The sequence below is a fragment of the Sporomusa rhizae genome (genome assembly GCF_041428845.1).
GTDB lineage: Bacteria > Bacillota > Negativicutes > Sporomusales > Sporomusaceae > Sporomusa > Sporomusa rhizae.
In genome coordinates, this window is sequence record NZ_CP156925.1 from 2382061 (window position 1) to 2397531 (window position 15471).

At 41.6% G+C, this 15471-nt stretch carries 18 protein-coding genes; all 18 read left to right on the forward strand.

The genetic code is table 11. The features are described from left to right. Window positions 1–171 precede the first annotated feature (171 nt). Window positions 172–1848 carry a GspE/PulE family protein gene (locus SRRS_RS10905; RefSeq protein WP_371368727.1) on the forward strand — a complete coding sequence of 559 codons (1677 nt, stop codon included), beginning with the start codon at window positions 172–174 and terminating at the stop codon, window positions 1846–1848. A gap of 20 nt (window positions 1849–1868) precedes the next feature. Continuing rightward, window positions 1869–2921: a type IV pilus twitching motility protein PilT gene (locus SRRS_RS10910; protein WP_371368728.1), complete on the forward strand. Its 1053-nt coding sequence runs from the start codon at window positions 1869–1871 to the stop codon at window positions 2919–2921. A 15-nt stretch (window positions 2922–2936) separates the two neighbouring features. After that, complete coding sequence (locus tag SRRS_RS10915; RefSeq protein WP_371368730.1) at window positions 2937–4166, forward strand: type II secretion system F family protein; 1230 nt, start codon at window positions 2937–2939, stop codon at window positions 4164–4166. Between the two features lie 13 nt (window positions 4167–4179). Beyond that, window positions 4180–4533 (forward strand): competence type IV pilus major pilin ComGC, encoded by a 354-nt coding sequence (locus SRRS_RS10920; protein WP_371368732.1) that lies wholly within the window; start codon window positions 4180–4182, stop codon window positions 4531–4533. Window positions 4534–4737: 204 nt separating this feature from the next. Then, window positions 4738–5478 carry an A24 family peptidase gene (locus SRRS_RS10925; RefSeq protein ID WP_371369791.1) on the forward strand — a complete coding sequence of 247 codons (741 nt, stop codon included), beginning with the start codon at window positions 4738–4740 and terminating at the stop codon, window positions 5476–5478. 47 nt (window positions 5479–5525) lie between these two features. After that, window positions 5526–5984: a prepilin-type N-terminal cleavage/methylation domain-containing protein gene (locus SRRS_RS10930; protein ID WP_371368734.1), complete on the forward strand. Its 459-nt coding sequence runs from the start codon at window positions 5526–5528 to the stop codon at window positions 5982–5984. A 14-nt stretch (window positions 5985–5998) separates the two neighbouring features. Next, window positions 5999–6415, forward strand: coding sequence for a hypothetical protein (locus SRRS_RS10935; protein ID WP_371368735.1), 417 nt, complete (start codon window positions 5999–6001; stop codon window positions 6413–6415). 32 nt (window positions 6416–6447) lie between these two features. Beyond that, on the forward strand, window positions 6448–6948 hold the full coding sequence (locus SRRS_RS10940; protein ID WP_371368737.1) for a PilW family protein: 501 nt from the start codon (window positions 6448–6450) through the stop codon (window positions 6946–6948). Window positions 6949–6970: 22 nt separating this feature from the next. Beyond that, on the forward strand, window positions 6971–8050 hold the full coding sequence (locus SRRS_RS10945) for a PilX N-terminal domain-containing pilus assembly protein (RefSeq protein WP_371368738.1): 1080 nt from the start codon (window positions 6971–6973) through the stop codon (window positions 8048–8050). Window positions 8051–8067: 17 nt separating this feature from the next. Further along, a complete protein-coding gene (locus SRRS_RS10950) occupies window positions 8068–8346 on the forward strand; it encodes a late competence development ComFB family protein (protein ID WP_371368739.1) in 279 nt (92 codons plus the stop codon). Beyond that, a complete protein-coding gene (gene pilM, locus SRRS_RS10955; protein ID WP_371368741.1) occupies window positions 8330–9430 on the forward strand; it encodes a type IV pilus assembly protein PilM in 1101 nt (366 codons plus the stop codon). Before SRRS_RS10950 ends, pilM begins: the two co-directional genes overlap by 17 nt. 1 nt (window position 9431) lies before the next feature. Further along, window positions 9432–9971 (forward strand): PilN domain-containing protein, encoded by a 540-nt coding sequence (locus tag SRRS_RS10960; protein WP_371368742.1) that lies wholly within the window; start codon window positions 9432–9434, stop codon window positions 9969–9971. Next, window positions 9968–10531, forward strand: a complete 564-nt coding sequence (locus SRRS_RS10965) for a type 4a pilus biogenesis protein PilO (protein ID WP_371368744.1) — start codon at window positions 9968–9970, stop codon at window positions 10529–10531. The genes SRRS_RS10960 and SRRS_RS10965 overlap by 4 nt, the downstream gene beginning before the upstream one ends. A gap of 30 nt (window positions 10532–10561) precedes the next feature. Further along, window positions 10562–11719, forward strand: a complete 1158-nt coding sequence (gene aroC / locus SRRS_RS10970) for a chorismate synthase (protein ID WP_371368746.1) — start codon at window positions 10562–10564, stop codon at window positions 11717–11719. 5 nt (window positions 11720–11724) lie between these two features. Then, window positions 11725–12297 carry a hypothetical protein gene (locus SRRS_RS10975; RefSeq protein ID WP_371368747.1) on the forward strand — a complete coding sequence of 191 codons (573 nt, stop codon included), beginning with the start codon at window positions 11725–11727 and terminating at the stop codon, window positions 12295–12297. A gap of 17 nt (window positions 12298–12314) precedes the next feature. Then, a complete protein-coding gene (locus SRRS_RS10980) occupies window positions 12315–13724 on the forward strand; it encodes a secretin and TonB N-terminal domain-containing protein (protein ID WP_371368749.1) in 1410 nt (469 codons plus the stop codon). A gap of 28 nt (window positions 13725–13752) precedes the next feature. Continuing rightward, the gene (locus SRRS_RS10985) at window positions 13753–14280 is read left to right on the forward strand and encodes a shikimate kinase (protein ID WP_371368751.1); all 528 of its coding nucleotides are present in this window, start codon (window positions 13753–13755) and stop codon (window positions 14278–14280) included. Beyond that, window positions 14267–15352 (forward strand): 3-dehydroquinate synthase, encoded by a 1086-nt coding sequence (gene aroB / locus SRRS_RS10990; protein ID WP_371368753.1) that lies wholly within the window; start codon window positions 14267–14269, stop codon window positions 15350–15352. The genes SRRS_RS10985 and aroB overlap by 14 nt, the downstream gene beginning before the upstream one ends. The last annotated feature ends 119 nt before the right edge of the window (window positions 15353–15471 follow it).

The window sequence follows — 15471 nt, forward strand, 5'->3', positions numbered from 1 at the left end:
AAATTAGTAAAATCCTGTTTTTTTAGCAGGATTTTTTCGTTTTCACGCAGAATATTTTTTATAATAATTCTACCGCTCTAATTAGCACGAAATGCAACCGATCATCTGGCAAAATATGTTATATTTTGCTATTGCCGGTTGCTTTTTTATTAACAAATGGAGATAAAAGCAATGCTACATGATTATAAAAAGTTAGGAGATTTACTTATTCAAGCTAAGCTTCTTACTCCAGACCAGCTTAAAAAAGCATTAATTATTCAAAAACAGAATGGTGAGCGCCTAGATAAGGTCTTAATTAGTCTTGGTCTCATTACCGAAAGCAATATAGTTCAGATAATGGAATTTCAGCTTGGCATACCTCATATTGATTTGATTAATTTCAGTATTGACAAAGACATGGCGGCTGTTATTCCGGCATCTTTGGCTGAACGTTATCAGTTAATTCCTGTACAAAAAACAGATCAAAAACTTACTTTAGCAATGGCTGATCCAATGAACTTCTTTGCTATTGATGATGCACGGATGGTATCAGGCTGCGAAATTGAACCGGTTATTGCAGCTGAATCAGAAATAATGCGGGCCATAAGCCACTTGTATGGAGTTAACGAACTTGTTGAAAAAGCAGTCAACAAACTTAAGCCGGAGGAAGTAAATGCGATTTCACCGGTTCAAACAACGGATGATGCGCCAATAATTGGTATAGTCAACTCTCTTATTAGCCAAGCGGTTCGTGAATGGGCAAGCGATATACATGTTGAACCACAGGATAAAATGTTACGGGTCCGGTTTCGGATAGACGGTGTACTTCGGGAGGTAGCTTCTTTTACGCGGGATGTTCATGCGGCCATAGTATCGCGTATCAAGATTATGGGGGATATGGATATTTCCGAAAAGCGGCTGCCACAAGAAGGACGAATTAATGTTGTTGAACAAGGTCGCCAAATTGATATTCGAGTTTCCACGCTGCCGACAATATTAGGGGAAAAAGTAGTCCTGAGAATTCTCGATAAAAAGGCTGTTATCTTAGATATCAACAAACTGGGTTTTGGCGAAACCAACCTTACACGTTACCGCCATTTGTATTCACAAGCCTACGGTATGATCTTAATTAGCGGTCCAACAGGCTCCGGCAAAACAACAACTCTTTATTCAACATTATCAAATGTTAATACCATTGAAAAAAACACCATCACGATTGAAGACCCGGTGGAATATCGCCTGGAGGGTATTAATCAAGTGCAGGTTAATCCCAAAGCCGGTTTGACTTTTGCTTCAGGGCTACGGTCTATTCTTCGACAAGATCCTAATATTGTAATGATAGGCGAAATTCGTGACGGTGAAACTGCTGATATTGCTATAAGAGCAGCTATGACCGGACACCTGGTATTAAGTACCCTGCATACTAACGATGCAGCTGGGGCTATAACCAGATTAGTAGATATGGGAATTGAGTCGTTTTTAGTGGCATCTTCCGTGTTAGGCGTCATTGCCCAACGGCTTGTTCGGGTTATTTGTCCTGAATGTAAAAAGGCCTGTACGCCATCAGAGACTTCGCTAGAGCGGCTGTTTTTAGGTGTTACTACCGATCAGCCAATCAAAGTGTATAAAGGAACTGGGTGTGCCAATTGTGCTTTTACCGGCTACCGAGGCAGGATAGGTATTCATGAAGTTATGCCTATCAGTCTCCCAATCCGCCGCTTAATAAATGAACGGGCATCTGCCGGTGAAATAGCAGTTGCTGCGACCAGGGAAGGAATGGTATCAATGCGGGAAGACGGAATAAAAAAAGTATTGAACGGCATTACAACAATCGATGAAGTTATGCGGGTGTCTTATACCAGCTTATAATAGTCTAGTGAGGAAATATTATGATTAAAACTCTATTGCAGCAAGCTATAGCTCAAAAAGCTTCGGATGTGCATCTTATCGCGGGTGTGTCGCCAGTATTTAGACTGAATGGCAGTCTAGTCCGAATAGACGGTTTATCCCTTACCGGACAAGATATGCTGGCTCTGTTTCGGGCGATAACTTCGAACGACCAGCAACAGAGTTTTCATAATAATGGTGAACTGGATTTTCCCTTTGAAATTGCCGGAATCGGCCGGTTCCGGATAAATGCCTATTATCAACGAGGTTCAATAGCTATTGCTATTAGGGTGGTAAATAACCGCATTCCCAATCTTGATGAGTTGGGTATGCCTGAGGTAATAAAATCTTTGGCTCGTATGCCTCGCGGCCTGGTACTTGTTACTGGTCCGACCGGCAGCGGAAAATCTACAACACTAGCAGCCATGGTTGATTTAATCAATAGTGAGCGTGCAGCTCACGTGCTGACACTAGAAGAGCCTATTGAATACCTGCATAGCCACCGTACTTGTATTGTCAGCCAACGGGAAATACCGACAGACAGCAAATCCTTTGCCAGCGCTCTACGAGCGGCACTGCGCGAAGATCCAGATGTTATTATGGTCGGCGAAATGAGAGACGCGGAGACAATTGGCGTTGCAGTAACAGCCGCAGAAACTGGACACTTGGTATTCGCTACTCTACATACCTGCGACGCTGCTCAAACGATTGACCGGATCATTGACGTATTTCCATCCCGCCAGCAGCAGCAAATTCGGGTGCAGTTGTCCTTAACGCTGCAGGGAATTATTTCCCAGCAGTTGCTACCACGCCGTGTTGGCGGGGGAAGGGTAGTTGCCTTAGAAACGCTTGTTGCAACACCGGCAATACGTAATTTAATCCGAGAAGGTAAAACCCATCAGATCGCTTCTGTCATCCAGACCGGGAGTAAATTGGGAATGCAGTCTATGGAATTTTCCTTACGCGACCTTTATCGGCAAGGTATTATATCCTATGAAACAGCACTAGAACATTCCGTTAATCCGGAGATCTTCAGTCACCTAGTCAATGGTTGACATTGGGAGAAAGAAATGGCAAATACTTATTTTTATAAAGCAAAAGACCGGGCGGGACAGCTGTTGACAGGAAGCATCTTGGCTGACAACGAAACCGCAGTAGCGTTGCACATTCGGGGAAAAGGCTGTTTTGTCTTACAAATAAAAGAACAGAGTAGTGCTGACGGTTTACTCGGGAGCCTGAGGTACAGCTTACATCCCGTCAATAGTAAAGACTTGGCTGTAATCTGCCGCCTTTTTGTAACCATGATTAGTGCAGGTGTGCCTTTAATTGCCGCCCTAAACGTATTGATTGAACAGACCAGTAACTCCCGTCTTAAAGCCGCTATACTAAGCGTATACAAAAAGGTAAATGAGGGAGAAACATTTTCGCAGGCTCTTGCTGAACACCCACGAGTATTTCCTGCTATTATGGTTAATATGATTGAAGCAGGGGAAGTAGGTGGTGTGCTAGATGATGTTCTGGATAGGCTTGCTATTCACTTTGAAAAGGAACATAAGCTGAACGAAAAAGTTAAATCCGCCATGACTTACCCGATAATCGTTATTTGTATGGCGATATTAGCAGTAGGTTTCATTATTTCTTTTGTAATGCCCACTTTTATGGATTTGTTTGCAGCAATGAATGTAGAAGTTCCTTGGACAACAAAAATGCTGCTGGCCCTTAGCGGTTTTTTATCAGCATATTGGTCAATCGTAATGATTGCTGTTGGCGTGCTGTTAATCGTGGTGAGAGTAGCGCTTACTAAACCTAGCATTCGGCTGGTTGTTGACCAAACCATTCTTGTTTTGCCTCTTATTGGCTCATTGGCTAGAAAAGTGGCAATTGCCAGATTCAGTCGTACTTTTAGTACTCTAATCCACGGCGGTGTGCCTATAATAACTGCCCTTGAGGTTGTCAAAAAGACAATAGGAAATCTTAGCCTGATGGATGCACTGACGAAGTCCCAGGCAAGTGTAAAAGAAGGGATAGGCTTAGCTGCTACGTTAGGTGCGGGTAAAATATTTTCACCAATGCTTGTTCAGATGGTGGCTATCGGTGAAGAATGTGGAACTATGGATATGATGTTAGAAAAAGTGGCTGATTTTTATGAGAGTGATGTTGATGATATGGTAAATAGGCTAGGCAGTGTAATTGAGCCTCTTATTGTAGGCTTATTAGGAGTAGTAATTGGGTTTATCGTAATTTCGGTCGTATCCCCACTCTTTGATGTGATAACAGGCGTGGGTAATACAACGAGATAGAGAGGTAATTAGCATGCTTGTAAAAATGCACGAATCCTTTAAAAACCAACGAGGGTTTACTTTGGTGGAACTACTCGCTGTTGTTGCTATTCTTAGTATACTAGCAGCCATTGCCGTTCCCAAAATGACAGCTTCGACAGCTTTAGCAAAGCAAGCAGCGATGGACGCGGATACACGTACAATTGAAAGCGCGATTAATATTTATTTTGCAGAAAAGGGAGAGTACCCTGCGAGCCTTAAGGTTTTATGGGATAATAATTATCTTAATAAGGATTTCACTGCCGCTGTAAACCAGAAAAATTACAAAATCGAGTATACATTGGCCGCAGACAAAAAAAATTACACACTTACGGCAACCTTAAAGTAGTAGAATTGCATTAAGAATGTATCGGAATATTTTACGCGCATATTTATCCGAAACTAAGCCGCTGTAAGACTCCCAGATTCTTCAAAGTGTGAGTTATACCCCTAAAAGTACAGGCGAGCGGTTAAGTCCCCGGATTAAAACTCCACCTGAATCAAGTCTCACTTTATCTAAGTTGGGAGAGAACTAAAAATCTTGTTAGAGTTTATGATATTTGTATTAGGGCTAACAATAGGAAGCTTCTTGAATGTGTGCATATTTCGTTTGCCACATAATCAGTCTATACTTTTTCCACGCTCCCAATGCAATTCATGCAAGATGAGTTTACCTATGTATGACTTAGTTCCCGTGTTTAGTTATTTGTTTTTAAAAGGACGCTGCCGTAATTGCGCCAACCATATATCATCCCGGTATATTTTTGTTGAATTGTTGACAGGATGTTTATTTCTATATTGTTTTTTTGCTTTAGGAATTTCGGCCCTGTTTCTGAAAATAGTAATATTCACGCCTTTTCTTATTGTTATAACTTTTATCGACTATGATCACCAGCTCATTTTGGATAAAATGCTTATTTGGTTTGCGGGAGCTGGTGTTGTTATAAATCTATTGCTAAATTTTGTATCCGTATTAGATATGATTATTGCCGCAGTTAGTGGCGGCGGGCTGTTGTTATTGATTGCTATCTTAACTCGTGGCGGCATGGGAGGCGGAGATATTAAGTTCTGTGCTGCTATTGGTTTATGGCTAGGCCTAAAACTTACCCTGCTAACGATATTTCTAGCCTTTATTATTGGCGGGTTCGTTAGCTTGTTACTATTGATCTTAAGAATAAAAAAGCGCAAAGAATTTATACCCTTCGGACCATTTATAGCCATAGGTGCATTCACTGCTTTTCTCTATGGTACACAGATCATTGATTGGTATCTAAGAATTTTTTTAAATAGATAGATGTTAGCACTAGTTTTTATCTTGCTATTATTTACTTGAGGTGAATCATGCAGAAAGGATCCACTTTAGTCGAAATTATTATTGTAATTGCTGTTATCGGTATTCTGGTTTCAACAGCTATACCGCGACTAGCAAATGCATTAGCTAATCAAGAGCTGGATACGTTTGCGGTGAACCTAGCTGCCGATATCAGAAGTATTCAACAAACGTCCATGAATTTGGCCGGGGAAGATGCCCCGTTGTATCGAATTTATTTTAATAATGCCTCAGGCGATCCATATTATTTTATTCATAATGGATATAAAGCAATTAAAGTGGTTTATCTACCAAAGCACATTGAGATGACAGGTGATCCTGGATATATTATGTTTTCTCACAAAGGAGCACCGCTTAGGGGGCAAACCATAGAACTTAAATGCAAGGGAACCAGAAAATATCTGCATGTTTATATAGCCGGAGCGACAGGCAGGGTGAGAATCTCGCCGAGCGGAAACTTGGCAGATTAGAAGAAGGGATTAAGGTGCTGTCAAGCAAATTAAAGAAGCAGCAAGGATATCTTTATATAGATGCTGTTGTAGCGGTATTTATTGTGGGAGTTTCCCTTGTTGCCATTGCAGGAATTTTTATGCAGTCGAGCCAAGCAAGTGCCCGTGCTGTAAGGTATACTGCGGCAACCAATATTGCTCAGCAACAAATGGAACTGTTAAAACAACGAAGTACAGAATTTTGGCGTAATCCCCAACTGCCAAATTCACTGCCTTGGTTAGGAAAAGAACGTGAATTAATTGTTAATCACACGAATTTTTTTGTTTTAACTACAATCGATCAGATAGATGCTATTGATACGACATTGGTCAAAGTTACGGTAAGGGTATCTTGGCAGGAAAAAGGAAGCACTAAATACATTCAGTTACTTACCTATTTCTCAAAGATATAGTAAGTATTATTGTCAAGCCATCCGGAGGGACTATGAAATCATTTAGAAATATAATAGTCAATAGGTCTGGAATAACACTGGTAGAACTGTTGGCTGGTATGGCAATAATGACTTTGTTAATGTCTGTGACTTTAACTACACTAACTACTTCGATAACTATTTGGCAGACAGGAAAAGTAAGAAGTGAAATAGAACATGCTGCAAGATATGCATTAGACATAATAGTTCGCGAAATTCGCTATGCGAGCAGACTGGAACTAAAGTCTAAATCAGCGTTAATGATAATAAGACCTAATGGCGAGAAGATAACTTTCCAGTACGGAAACAGTCAATCTAAAATTATTTATAAAGTAACAGATAACTCAGCAACAGGCGGTGGGATAGCAACAAATCCACTAACCCCTGCCGTTATTGATAGTTTGTCCTTCGAAATAGATTCTAATGAAGTTAAAATAATAATTAAGGCAATCAGCTACAGGGGAGAAAAATTGGAGTATAGCACTAGGGTAAGATCCTTAAATATTGATACTTAGTTAGAATGGGTAGTGACCTCTTATGTATTTCAGTCAGCGCGGTGCAGCCGCTATGTTAGCTATAATTGTTATAGCCTTTTTAACTATTATTGGCAGTGGTTTTGCATTTCTAAGTTCAACAGACGTAAGAACTGCTGCTTCCTACCGGGATGGGGTTATGGCACAATATCTGGCCGAGGCCGGCGCTAAGCGGGCGGTTAGCGAGATGAGAAAGTCTGCAACTGGCGAATGGGCAGGGGAAACAAGAGAATTTGATATTGGCAGATATCGAGTTGAAGCAGTAATTGCGCGTGGAGTAGACAGGGAAATTATTTCGACAGGTATTGTGAATAATGCCGCCAGAAAAGTAAAGCTAACGGTGAGTTCCGATTCTCCCTATAATTATGTGGCATATTCAGGTGAAAAATTGAATTTAGCTGGAATTATTATTAAGGGGAATGTTGGTAGTAATGCGGATGTTCATATATCAGGCGGACTCATTCTAGATCAACAAAATGGAGCACACAGTCATATTGATGCTGTAGGAGATATCCGCACTGACTCAGTCTACGCGCCGTATAAGAATGAACATGCTGCGCCGAAGGCGTTGCTTCTTTTTGATAGTGCACTTAGACAGAAATTTCAGGGCGCAGGCAATATTCCCACAATAATTAAGCATAACTCGGGTTCGGTCAAATGGAGTACTTGGAGTAGTCCTGGCTGGTTAGTCAATAAAGTATACTATATAAATCCGGAACCTGATTACCCTTTTTATATTCGAAGTGATATTGAAGGACCGGGAGTAATCTACTCTACCCAGGCTATTACTATTGACGACGGAGCAAGATTAACCAATAATATAATAATAATATCCGAGAAATCCATAAATATAGGCTTAAGTAAGATAAATAACTGCGTCTTAGCTGCGGGTAGAGATATTAGTAATTCTGATTCAGCAGTTTTTCAGGGTACAGCTGTGGCTAATGGGAGTATTTCAATTACGCTGGATATGAAAAGCCAGTCAACATTAGAAGCGCAAAATAAAACACTGCTTAATCCGTTTTTGCCGACAGCTTGGAATTCAGGATCAGTGAAAATAAAATCATGGGTCTCGTCAGAATGAATTTGGGGGTATTAAACATGGAATTAAAGAACTATATGGAAGACTATGTTTGGCAAATGTTAGATGAAGTTCTTGAATCAAATCCCAGTATCTGCGGATGTGAGCAGTGTCGATTTGATATTGCTGCTTTGGCACTCAATTGTTTGCCACCACGGTATGTTGTTACAGCTAGAGGGGAAACCTTTGCCCGTATCAAGTCGTCTGAACATCAATTCAGTATCGACGTAGTAACCGCCATTACTAATGCAATAAAAATAGTGAGCAAACAGCCACATCACTATGAAGGTAAAGACTAGCAAGTTTGTTCAGATAGCAAAAAGACTTATGCAGGCACGCCCCGCGACAACAATAGGTATCGATATTGGCTCTGGCGCGATAAAAGTTGCGGAAATACATTGGGATCATGGCAACCCGGAGCTTAAAACTGTAGGAATAGCGGAATTGCCTGTCAATATAGTTAGAGATGGTTATATAGTAAATAAAACAGTATTGGCGGAAACGATGCAACGACTACTGGCGGTTTGCGGCGTAGTCGGTAGACATGTGGTATTGTCAGTAAGTGGACAGTCTGTGCTGGTGCGTGAACTAAGGTTTCCCGCTATGAGTACAGTAGAGCTTCGTCAAGCTATCAAATGGGAATTAGATAAATATATTCCTCCTGCGGAAGTTGACAACTACTATTTTGATTTTGCTGTTGTGAGTCCAGCCTGCCAAGAACAAGAAATGAAAGTGCTCTTGGTTGCGGCCCCCTTGGAAAGGATAATCACATTAACAGATCTTACTAAAGCACTTGGTTTTAAGCCCGTAGCTATCGAAATTGAACCATTAGCTCTTTACCGGACAATGGATAAGGCTGATAACTCAATAGTTGTTGATTTAGGGGCTTACTTGTGTCAATTGCATATTTTTCAGCAGGGAGTACCGCTTGTTTCAAGGTTTATTCCGCTTGGTGGAGTTCGTTATACAGAGGTTATCATGCAGACCATGAACCTTGACTTTCATGAGGCCGAACGAATGAAGCTGCGCCAGAAATTGCTTTTAGATTGTCCTGATATGTCGGGTGAAAATAGCAGTGTTACTAACTGTTTGAAACTTTTAGTAGCGGAACTGTCGCGCGAAATCTGCCGTATGATGGATTATTACAAAATGCAAAATAGATCCGCTATCATTGATCGTATTATATTAACAGGCGGCAGTGCTCAGCTTCTTAATTTGGCTGGAAAGCTTGCCGAACAGTTAGAAGATACTAACGTGGTGGTACATACTCCGCTGACAGAAATACAGTTAGCCCCTTCTCTAGATACGGAATGGCTTACTAGTAAAGCGCCGCAATTAGCGGTAGCCATTGGTTTGGCATTACGCGGGGGGGAAAGTGATTAGCATGGCTATTAAGATTAACTTGCTGCTCCCGACGGAACGTCAGCCACTTTGGTCAACAAATAGAGTTATGGTTTTTATTGCAGTGCTATCAGTTGCTATTGTTGGGGCTATTATTAGCTTTAACATATATTCTATCTGGAAGCTCGAAAAGAAAATTGGCATAACTGAATATCAATTCGAGATGCTGCGTCCTGCACAGGATAAAATGGTATTAGCTGATAGTCAAAGCCACCTAATAAACACTAAAAATAATTTATTAACAAAACTGACTAACGAACGCAGACCTTGGGCGGCAATCATTGCAAAATTAAGTGTCATTACACCGCAGCAGGTTTGGCTGACTGAACTGGCAGTTGCCGAACAAAACTGCTTGCGAGTAAAGGGTAATGCAGTTACCTATGAAGACTTGGCCAACTTTTTAAAACAACTCGAACAAGACGAACTTTTGACTAAGCCGCTGCTCGTTAAGGCTGAACGCGATCCTGTACGTAGGTTGACCAGATTTGAGTTAACTGTCAAGATTAAGGAGACATGTCCATGAACCCCGGTCGGGCTAAGTTGTCGGTATACCATAAAGTTTTACTCTTTTTTGCAGGAATATTACTCTCTATGCAATTGTGTTATATCTATATAATTATTCCGCAAAACCAACGTATAGCAGAACTACAAGCAATTTATCAAACAGCGATTAGAAAAAATGCGCTTATCCAGGAGTTTGCCAAGAAAAATCCAAATATAGCACAGTATCTGGCTGAAGTAAGTAAGAAGGCCGTTCAGGCCGATACTATGCTACCAAACGAACTGGATATTAGCGAATTTATTATACAATTGGAAAGAACAATTAACACAAGTAAACTGCAATTAATAGAAGTAAAAGCGGCGCAGGTTATAGATAAGACTGAATACCGGGAAATACCTGTAGAAATAATTGTACAAGGATCATTTTCTCAAATGATTGATTTTCTGCAGAAACTTGAAAATATGCCGCGATTTACTATTGTTAATCAAATAAATATACAATCCCAGCAGGGAATACTGAACAGTAAGTTGAACCTGAGCATCTTTACCTATGGTGTGCATCCTGCTAGCCAAGGGCAATAACCTAAATAACTTCTAAATTGAGGTGGATACATGCTAAGATTTATAACTGCCGGAGAATCCCATGGTCCGGCGCTTACTGCGATTATTGAGGGCTTGCCGGCTGGAGTTTCAATTGACAGCGAAATAATTAACAGCGAATTAGTCCGCCGTCAGCAGGGGTTTGGCCGAGGCGGACGGATGCTGATAGAGAAGGATAAAGCAGAAATTGTTTCAGGAGTTCGTTTTGGACAAACTCTAGGCAGTCCCTTAACGCTAATGATTACTAATCGTGACTGGGTTAATTGGCAAGAACGAATGTCCCAGTTTGGCAGTCCCACAGGACAGCCGGTTACTGCACCTCGCCCAGGTCATGCTGATTTACCCGGTGCGTTAAAGTATAGACGCCAAGATATCCGTGATATTTTAGAACGAGCCAGTGCTCGCGAAACTGCGGCTAGAGTTGCAGGTGGGGCAGTTTGCAAACAATTATTAGCAGCAGTGGGCATCCGGGTTGCCTCACATATAGTCAATATTGGTGGTGTTACCGCTGAGGTTGTACCAAAAGGTTATGAAGATATCATAGCTAACAAAGTTAATTCAGAATTAGGTTGTATTGACGCCAAGGCCGAGCGGAAAATGAAAGAGGCAATTTTCGAGGCCAAAGAGCAAGGAGATTCGCTAGGCGGGATCTTTGAAGTAGTAGCCTATGGAGTAATGCCGGGGTTGGGAAGTCATGTTCAATGGGATCGCCGGCTAGATACCCGGCTTGCCGGAGCAATGATGTCAATCCAGGCTATTAAAGGCGTGGAATTTGGTACTGGTTTTGACTGTGCTAATCGGCTTGGGAGTCTGGTGCACGATGAAATATACTATGACAGCCAAAAGGGCTATTATCGAGAGACCAACAATGCAGGGGGAATAGAAGGCGGCATTGCGAATGGGGAAGCCATTGTTATCAGAGCTGCTATGAAACCTATTCCAACACTCATGAAACCACTTTTGTCGGTGGATATTGTTTCAAAAACGCCCATTAAAGCAAATACCGAGCGCAGTGATGTTTGTGCTGTAACGGCTGCTGCGGTAGTGGGAGAATCCATGACCGCTTATATTTTGGCAGAAGCCCTGCTGGATAAGTTTGGCGGAGATACTATGGTTGAAGTAAAGAGTAGAATAGCACAGTATCGGGAGTACATTCAAAAGGGGTCCTAGTGTCTATGGCTGAAGTCATTGCTAAAATAACCGAACAATTTAAGAACTTACCGCCCGAAAAGAGACGGCTTATGGTAATCTGTTTTGTTGGTGCAATACTTGTAGCGATTATGCTAAGACCTCAATCGACGGAACAAGTGACTGCAAGCACTTTACCGCCCAAAGAGGTTAAGACTAAAGTAGGTTCACTGTCTGTTCAACCCGTACAGAAAGAAATAATATCGTTGCCGGCCGCTACCCGTGATCCATTTGCTGCTCCCTCTGGTTTTGAGGTTGACGCTAAACCTGAAAAGTCTCCTGCAAGCCTGCAGCCTGGTTCAACGCTTGCGACATCAGCGGCAGCGCCTGTACCTGCGGCGAATATGGGTAACGACACTGTGCCAAAAGATGCAATGCCTATACTCGTTGGCACTATTAATGATAATACCACTCATATTGCGATTATCAGCTATCGAGGCACTAAGCGTTCGTATCATATCGGCCAAATGGTAGGTTCATACAAGCTAATAAGCATTAGTGACAGATCTGCAGTTATCCAAGGACTGCAAGGACAACAGGTTCTAACCTTAGGACGGTGATACACATGCGAGTGCCCTTGGCGCTAATTTTACTGTCTATATTAGTAGTGAATAATTGCTCGGTTGCTTTTGCTGATAGTCAAATAGTTAATATGAATATTGTTAATTGTGAAGTACGTGAGGTGCTGACTGCCCTTGCAGACATTAGTAATGTTAATATGGTAGTAGATGATTCAGTAGAAGGCAAAATAAGTATTCAACTCAAGAATACTAGCTTTGAGAATGCCCTGGAGTTAATAACAAAAACAAAAGGTCTTGTTTATCAAAAAGTAAACGATGTAATAATTATTGCCAGTCCGCGCGAGATGGGTAAGGGTTTTGGTGTTGTTCACTATTTTAAGTTATCCTACGCAAATCCTAATGATATTATCGATATAGTAGGTGTTATGTTTCCAGATTTAGATGAGGAGAAATACGAAAATATTGAAGATGGTTCGCAGATTAAAGCTGAATTAGCTACAGAGCGGCAATCGAACGGAAAGAAAGCTAGCAAATTCGTTACTACAGATGAAAAGGCAGCTAAATCAAAGGAAAATAAGCAAAGTGACAAAAAGCAAAAAACAGAGATTAAGTACAATCGAATCAAAATAGATGAGGCAACTAATACAATAATTTTTCATGGCACTACAGCCGAAGCGGCGAAAATCCAAAAACTTTTAACTGAATTGGATATTCCCTATCAGCAAATAGCACTTGAAGCGGAAGTTGTTGCAATAAACAAGGAGAGTACCAAGGATGTTGGTATTGAGTGGAGTTGGGAACTAACGCCTCAATGGCCTGATGTACAGCCGGAAAAAGCTACTTTTGTTTCCGATGGAAAAGGAAGCGTTCAACCACAGGTAGAACCTAGAAAAGTAACCCGTGAGTCCCGAAAAGGTATTATCCAATTCGGACGTACTCCGGAAGGATATCCTTATGAGTTTTATTATCAAGCCAAGATAAACGCATTAGTTAGTAATGGTAACGCTAAGATACTGGCAAAACCTAAGATTACAACGATTAATGGCAAAAAGGCGCAAATTTTAATTGGGGATCGCATACCTGTTTTAATAGACGAAGTAGAGAACGGTAAGACTAAGACAACTATTGATTATGTTGAATCGGGTATTAAGCTTATCTATACGCCACGGATCAATAAAGATGGGCAAATCACAGCAAACGTTCGTACAGAGGTCAGTAGTCCGGCGCTTGTACCAGAAATGAAAGCATACCGGATTACGACCCGGGAAGCCGAAACTACCGTGCGGCTTAAAGACGGTGAAACCATGGTCATTGGCGGTTTAATGGGATCTATAGATAACGAGACTAAGAGAGCCGTGCCATTTTTGAGTGATTTGCCGGTGCTGGGTGCTTTGTTCAAAAACTCTAGTAAAACAAAAACAGATACTGAAGTTGTAATATTCCTCACCTCACGTGTTGTAAAATAGTCTATGCTTTAGTGGTTTTGGAGGCTTTATGAAGAATATCGTTTTAATAGGCTTTATGGGTACCGGAAAGACCAGTACAGGACGGTTATTGGCGGGACGGCTTAACCGTCCTTTTATTGATGTTGATAAGAAGATTGAGCAAGAGACAGGGCTTGCTATCAGTGATATTTTTCAGCACTATGGTGAAAGTCACTTTCGCCAGTTAGAACGGGATGTTATTTCTCGGGTAGCGAGATACACTAACACAGTTATTGCTACCGGCGGTGGAGTGGTTCTTAAACAGGAAAACATGGTCAGACTTAAAAACAGTGGCATTATTATTGCACTAACTGCTTCGCTGGAAACTATTTTAGACCGGACATCGCGGCGGGGGGTTCGACCCCTACTGGATTGTGAAGATAGAGCAGAGCGGGTAGCTCGGCTTTTGCAAGACCGAGCCAATCTATATATGAAGGCTGATTGTACAATTGATACTAGCTGCATGTCACCGCATCAAGTGGCCGAACGGGTCATCGTTTTTTTGCGAGCGGGGGGGTATTTGCGTGGCCGAAGTTAGAGTTGAGCTAGAAACACATAGTTATACCATTCATATAACAGCTGGTGGTATCAGTCGGGTTGGAGCGTTAATGCGAGACTTATTCTCAGGAGATAAAGCGCTTATAGTAACCGATGAAAACGTTTATCCATTGTACGCAGAACGTCTGGTAACCAGCCTAACTGCGGCGGGTTTTACGCCTGCTGTTATAACTGTGCCGGCGGGCGAAAGCTCAAAATCGCTTGTTACTTCAGATTTTGTATATACTAAGGCAATTACGATGGGGCTTGACCGTAAATCACCGTTGATCGCTTTGGGCGGCGGGGTTGTCGGTGATTTGGCAGGCTTTGTGGCAGCTACCTATTTGCGTGGTGTGCCATTCATTCAAGTACCGACAACCTTACTGGCGCAGGTGGATTCTAGTGTTGGCGGGAAAACCGCTGTTAACCACGCCTTAGGGAAAAATTTAATTGGGACATTTTACCAGCCTGGTTTAGTAGTTATTGACACTGAAGCATTACAGACGTTGCCTGCACGGGAATTGAAGGCCGGTTTGGCCGAGGTAGTTAAATATGGTGTTATTACCGACTATGATTTCTTGAGTTATTTAAAGAAAAATACCGACGCTTTACTAATACCTGATCTAAACGTATTGACAACCGTTATCGCTAAGTGCTGTCAGATTAAGGCCGGGGTGGTTGCCCAGGATGAACGGGAAGATTCGTTACGCATGATGTTGAATTTCGGGCATACCGTTGGTCATGCTGTCGAGGCGGTAGGCGGATATTCAGAATATAATCACGGGGAAGCTGTTGCAGTAGGTATGCATGCTGCCGCGCTTATCAGCCAACGGATAGGATTATGCCGACAAAGCCACGTCGATTTTTTAAGAAATCTGCTTTCTTCTCTAGGATTGCCATTACAAGCATCCGGTTACCTTCCCAAAGACCTCTTAAGCTATTTAGCTAGGGATAAAAAAGTAGTTAACGGCAAAATAAACTGGGTACTGATGTCTGAACTAGGACAGGTAACTATAACCCGCGAAGTTAGTCAGGCAATCATTATGGAAATACTTTCGGAAATAACGATATAATTAAATTTATGAATAAATAGACAAGATTGTTTTAGTCCAACCGAGAGACGAAAAAATTATGAGTTTTTTCGTTATCGAATAGGTTCAAGCAATCTTGTTTTTTATTTGTAATTTTTGTA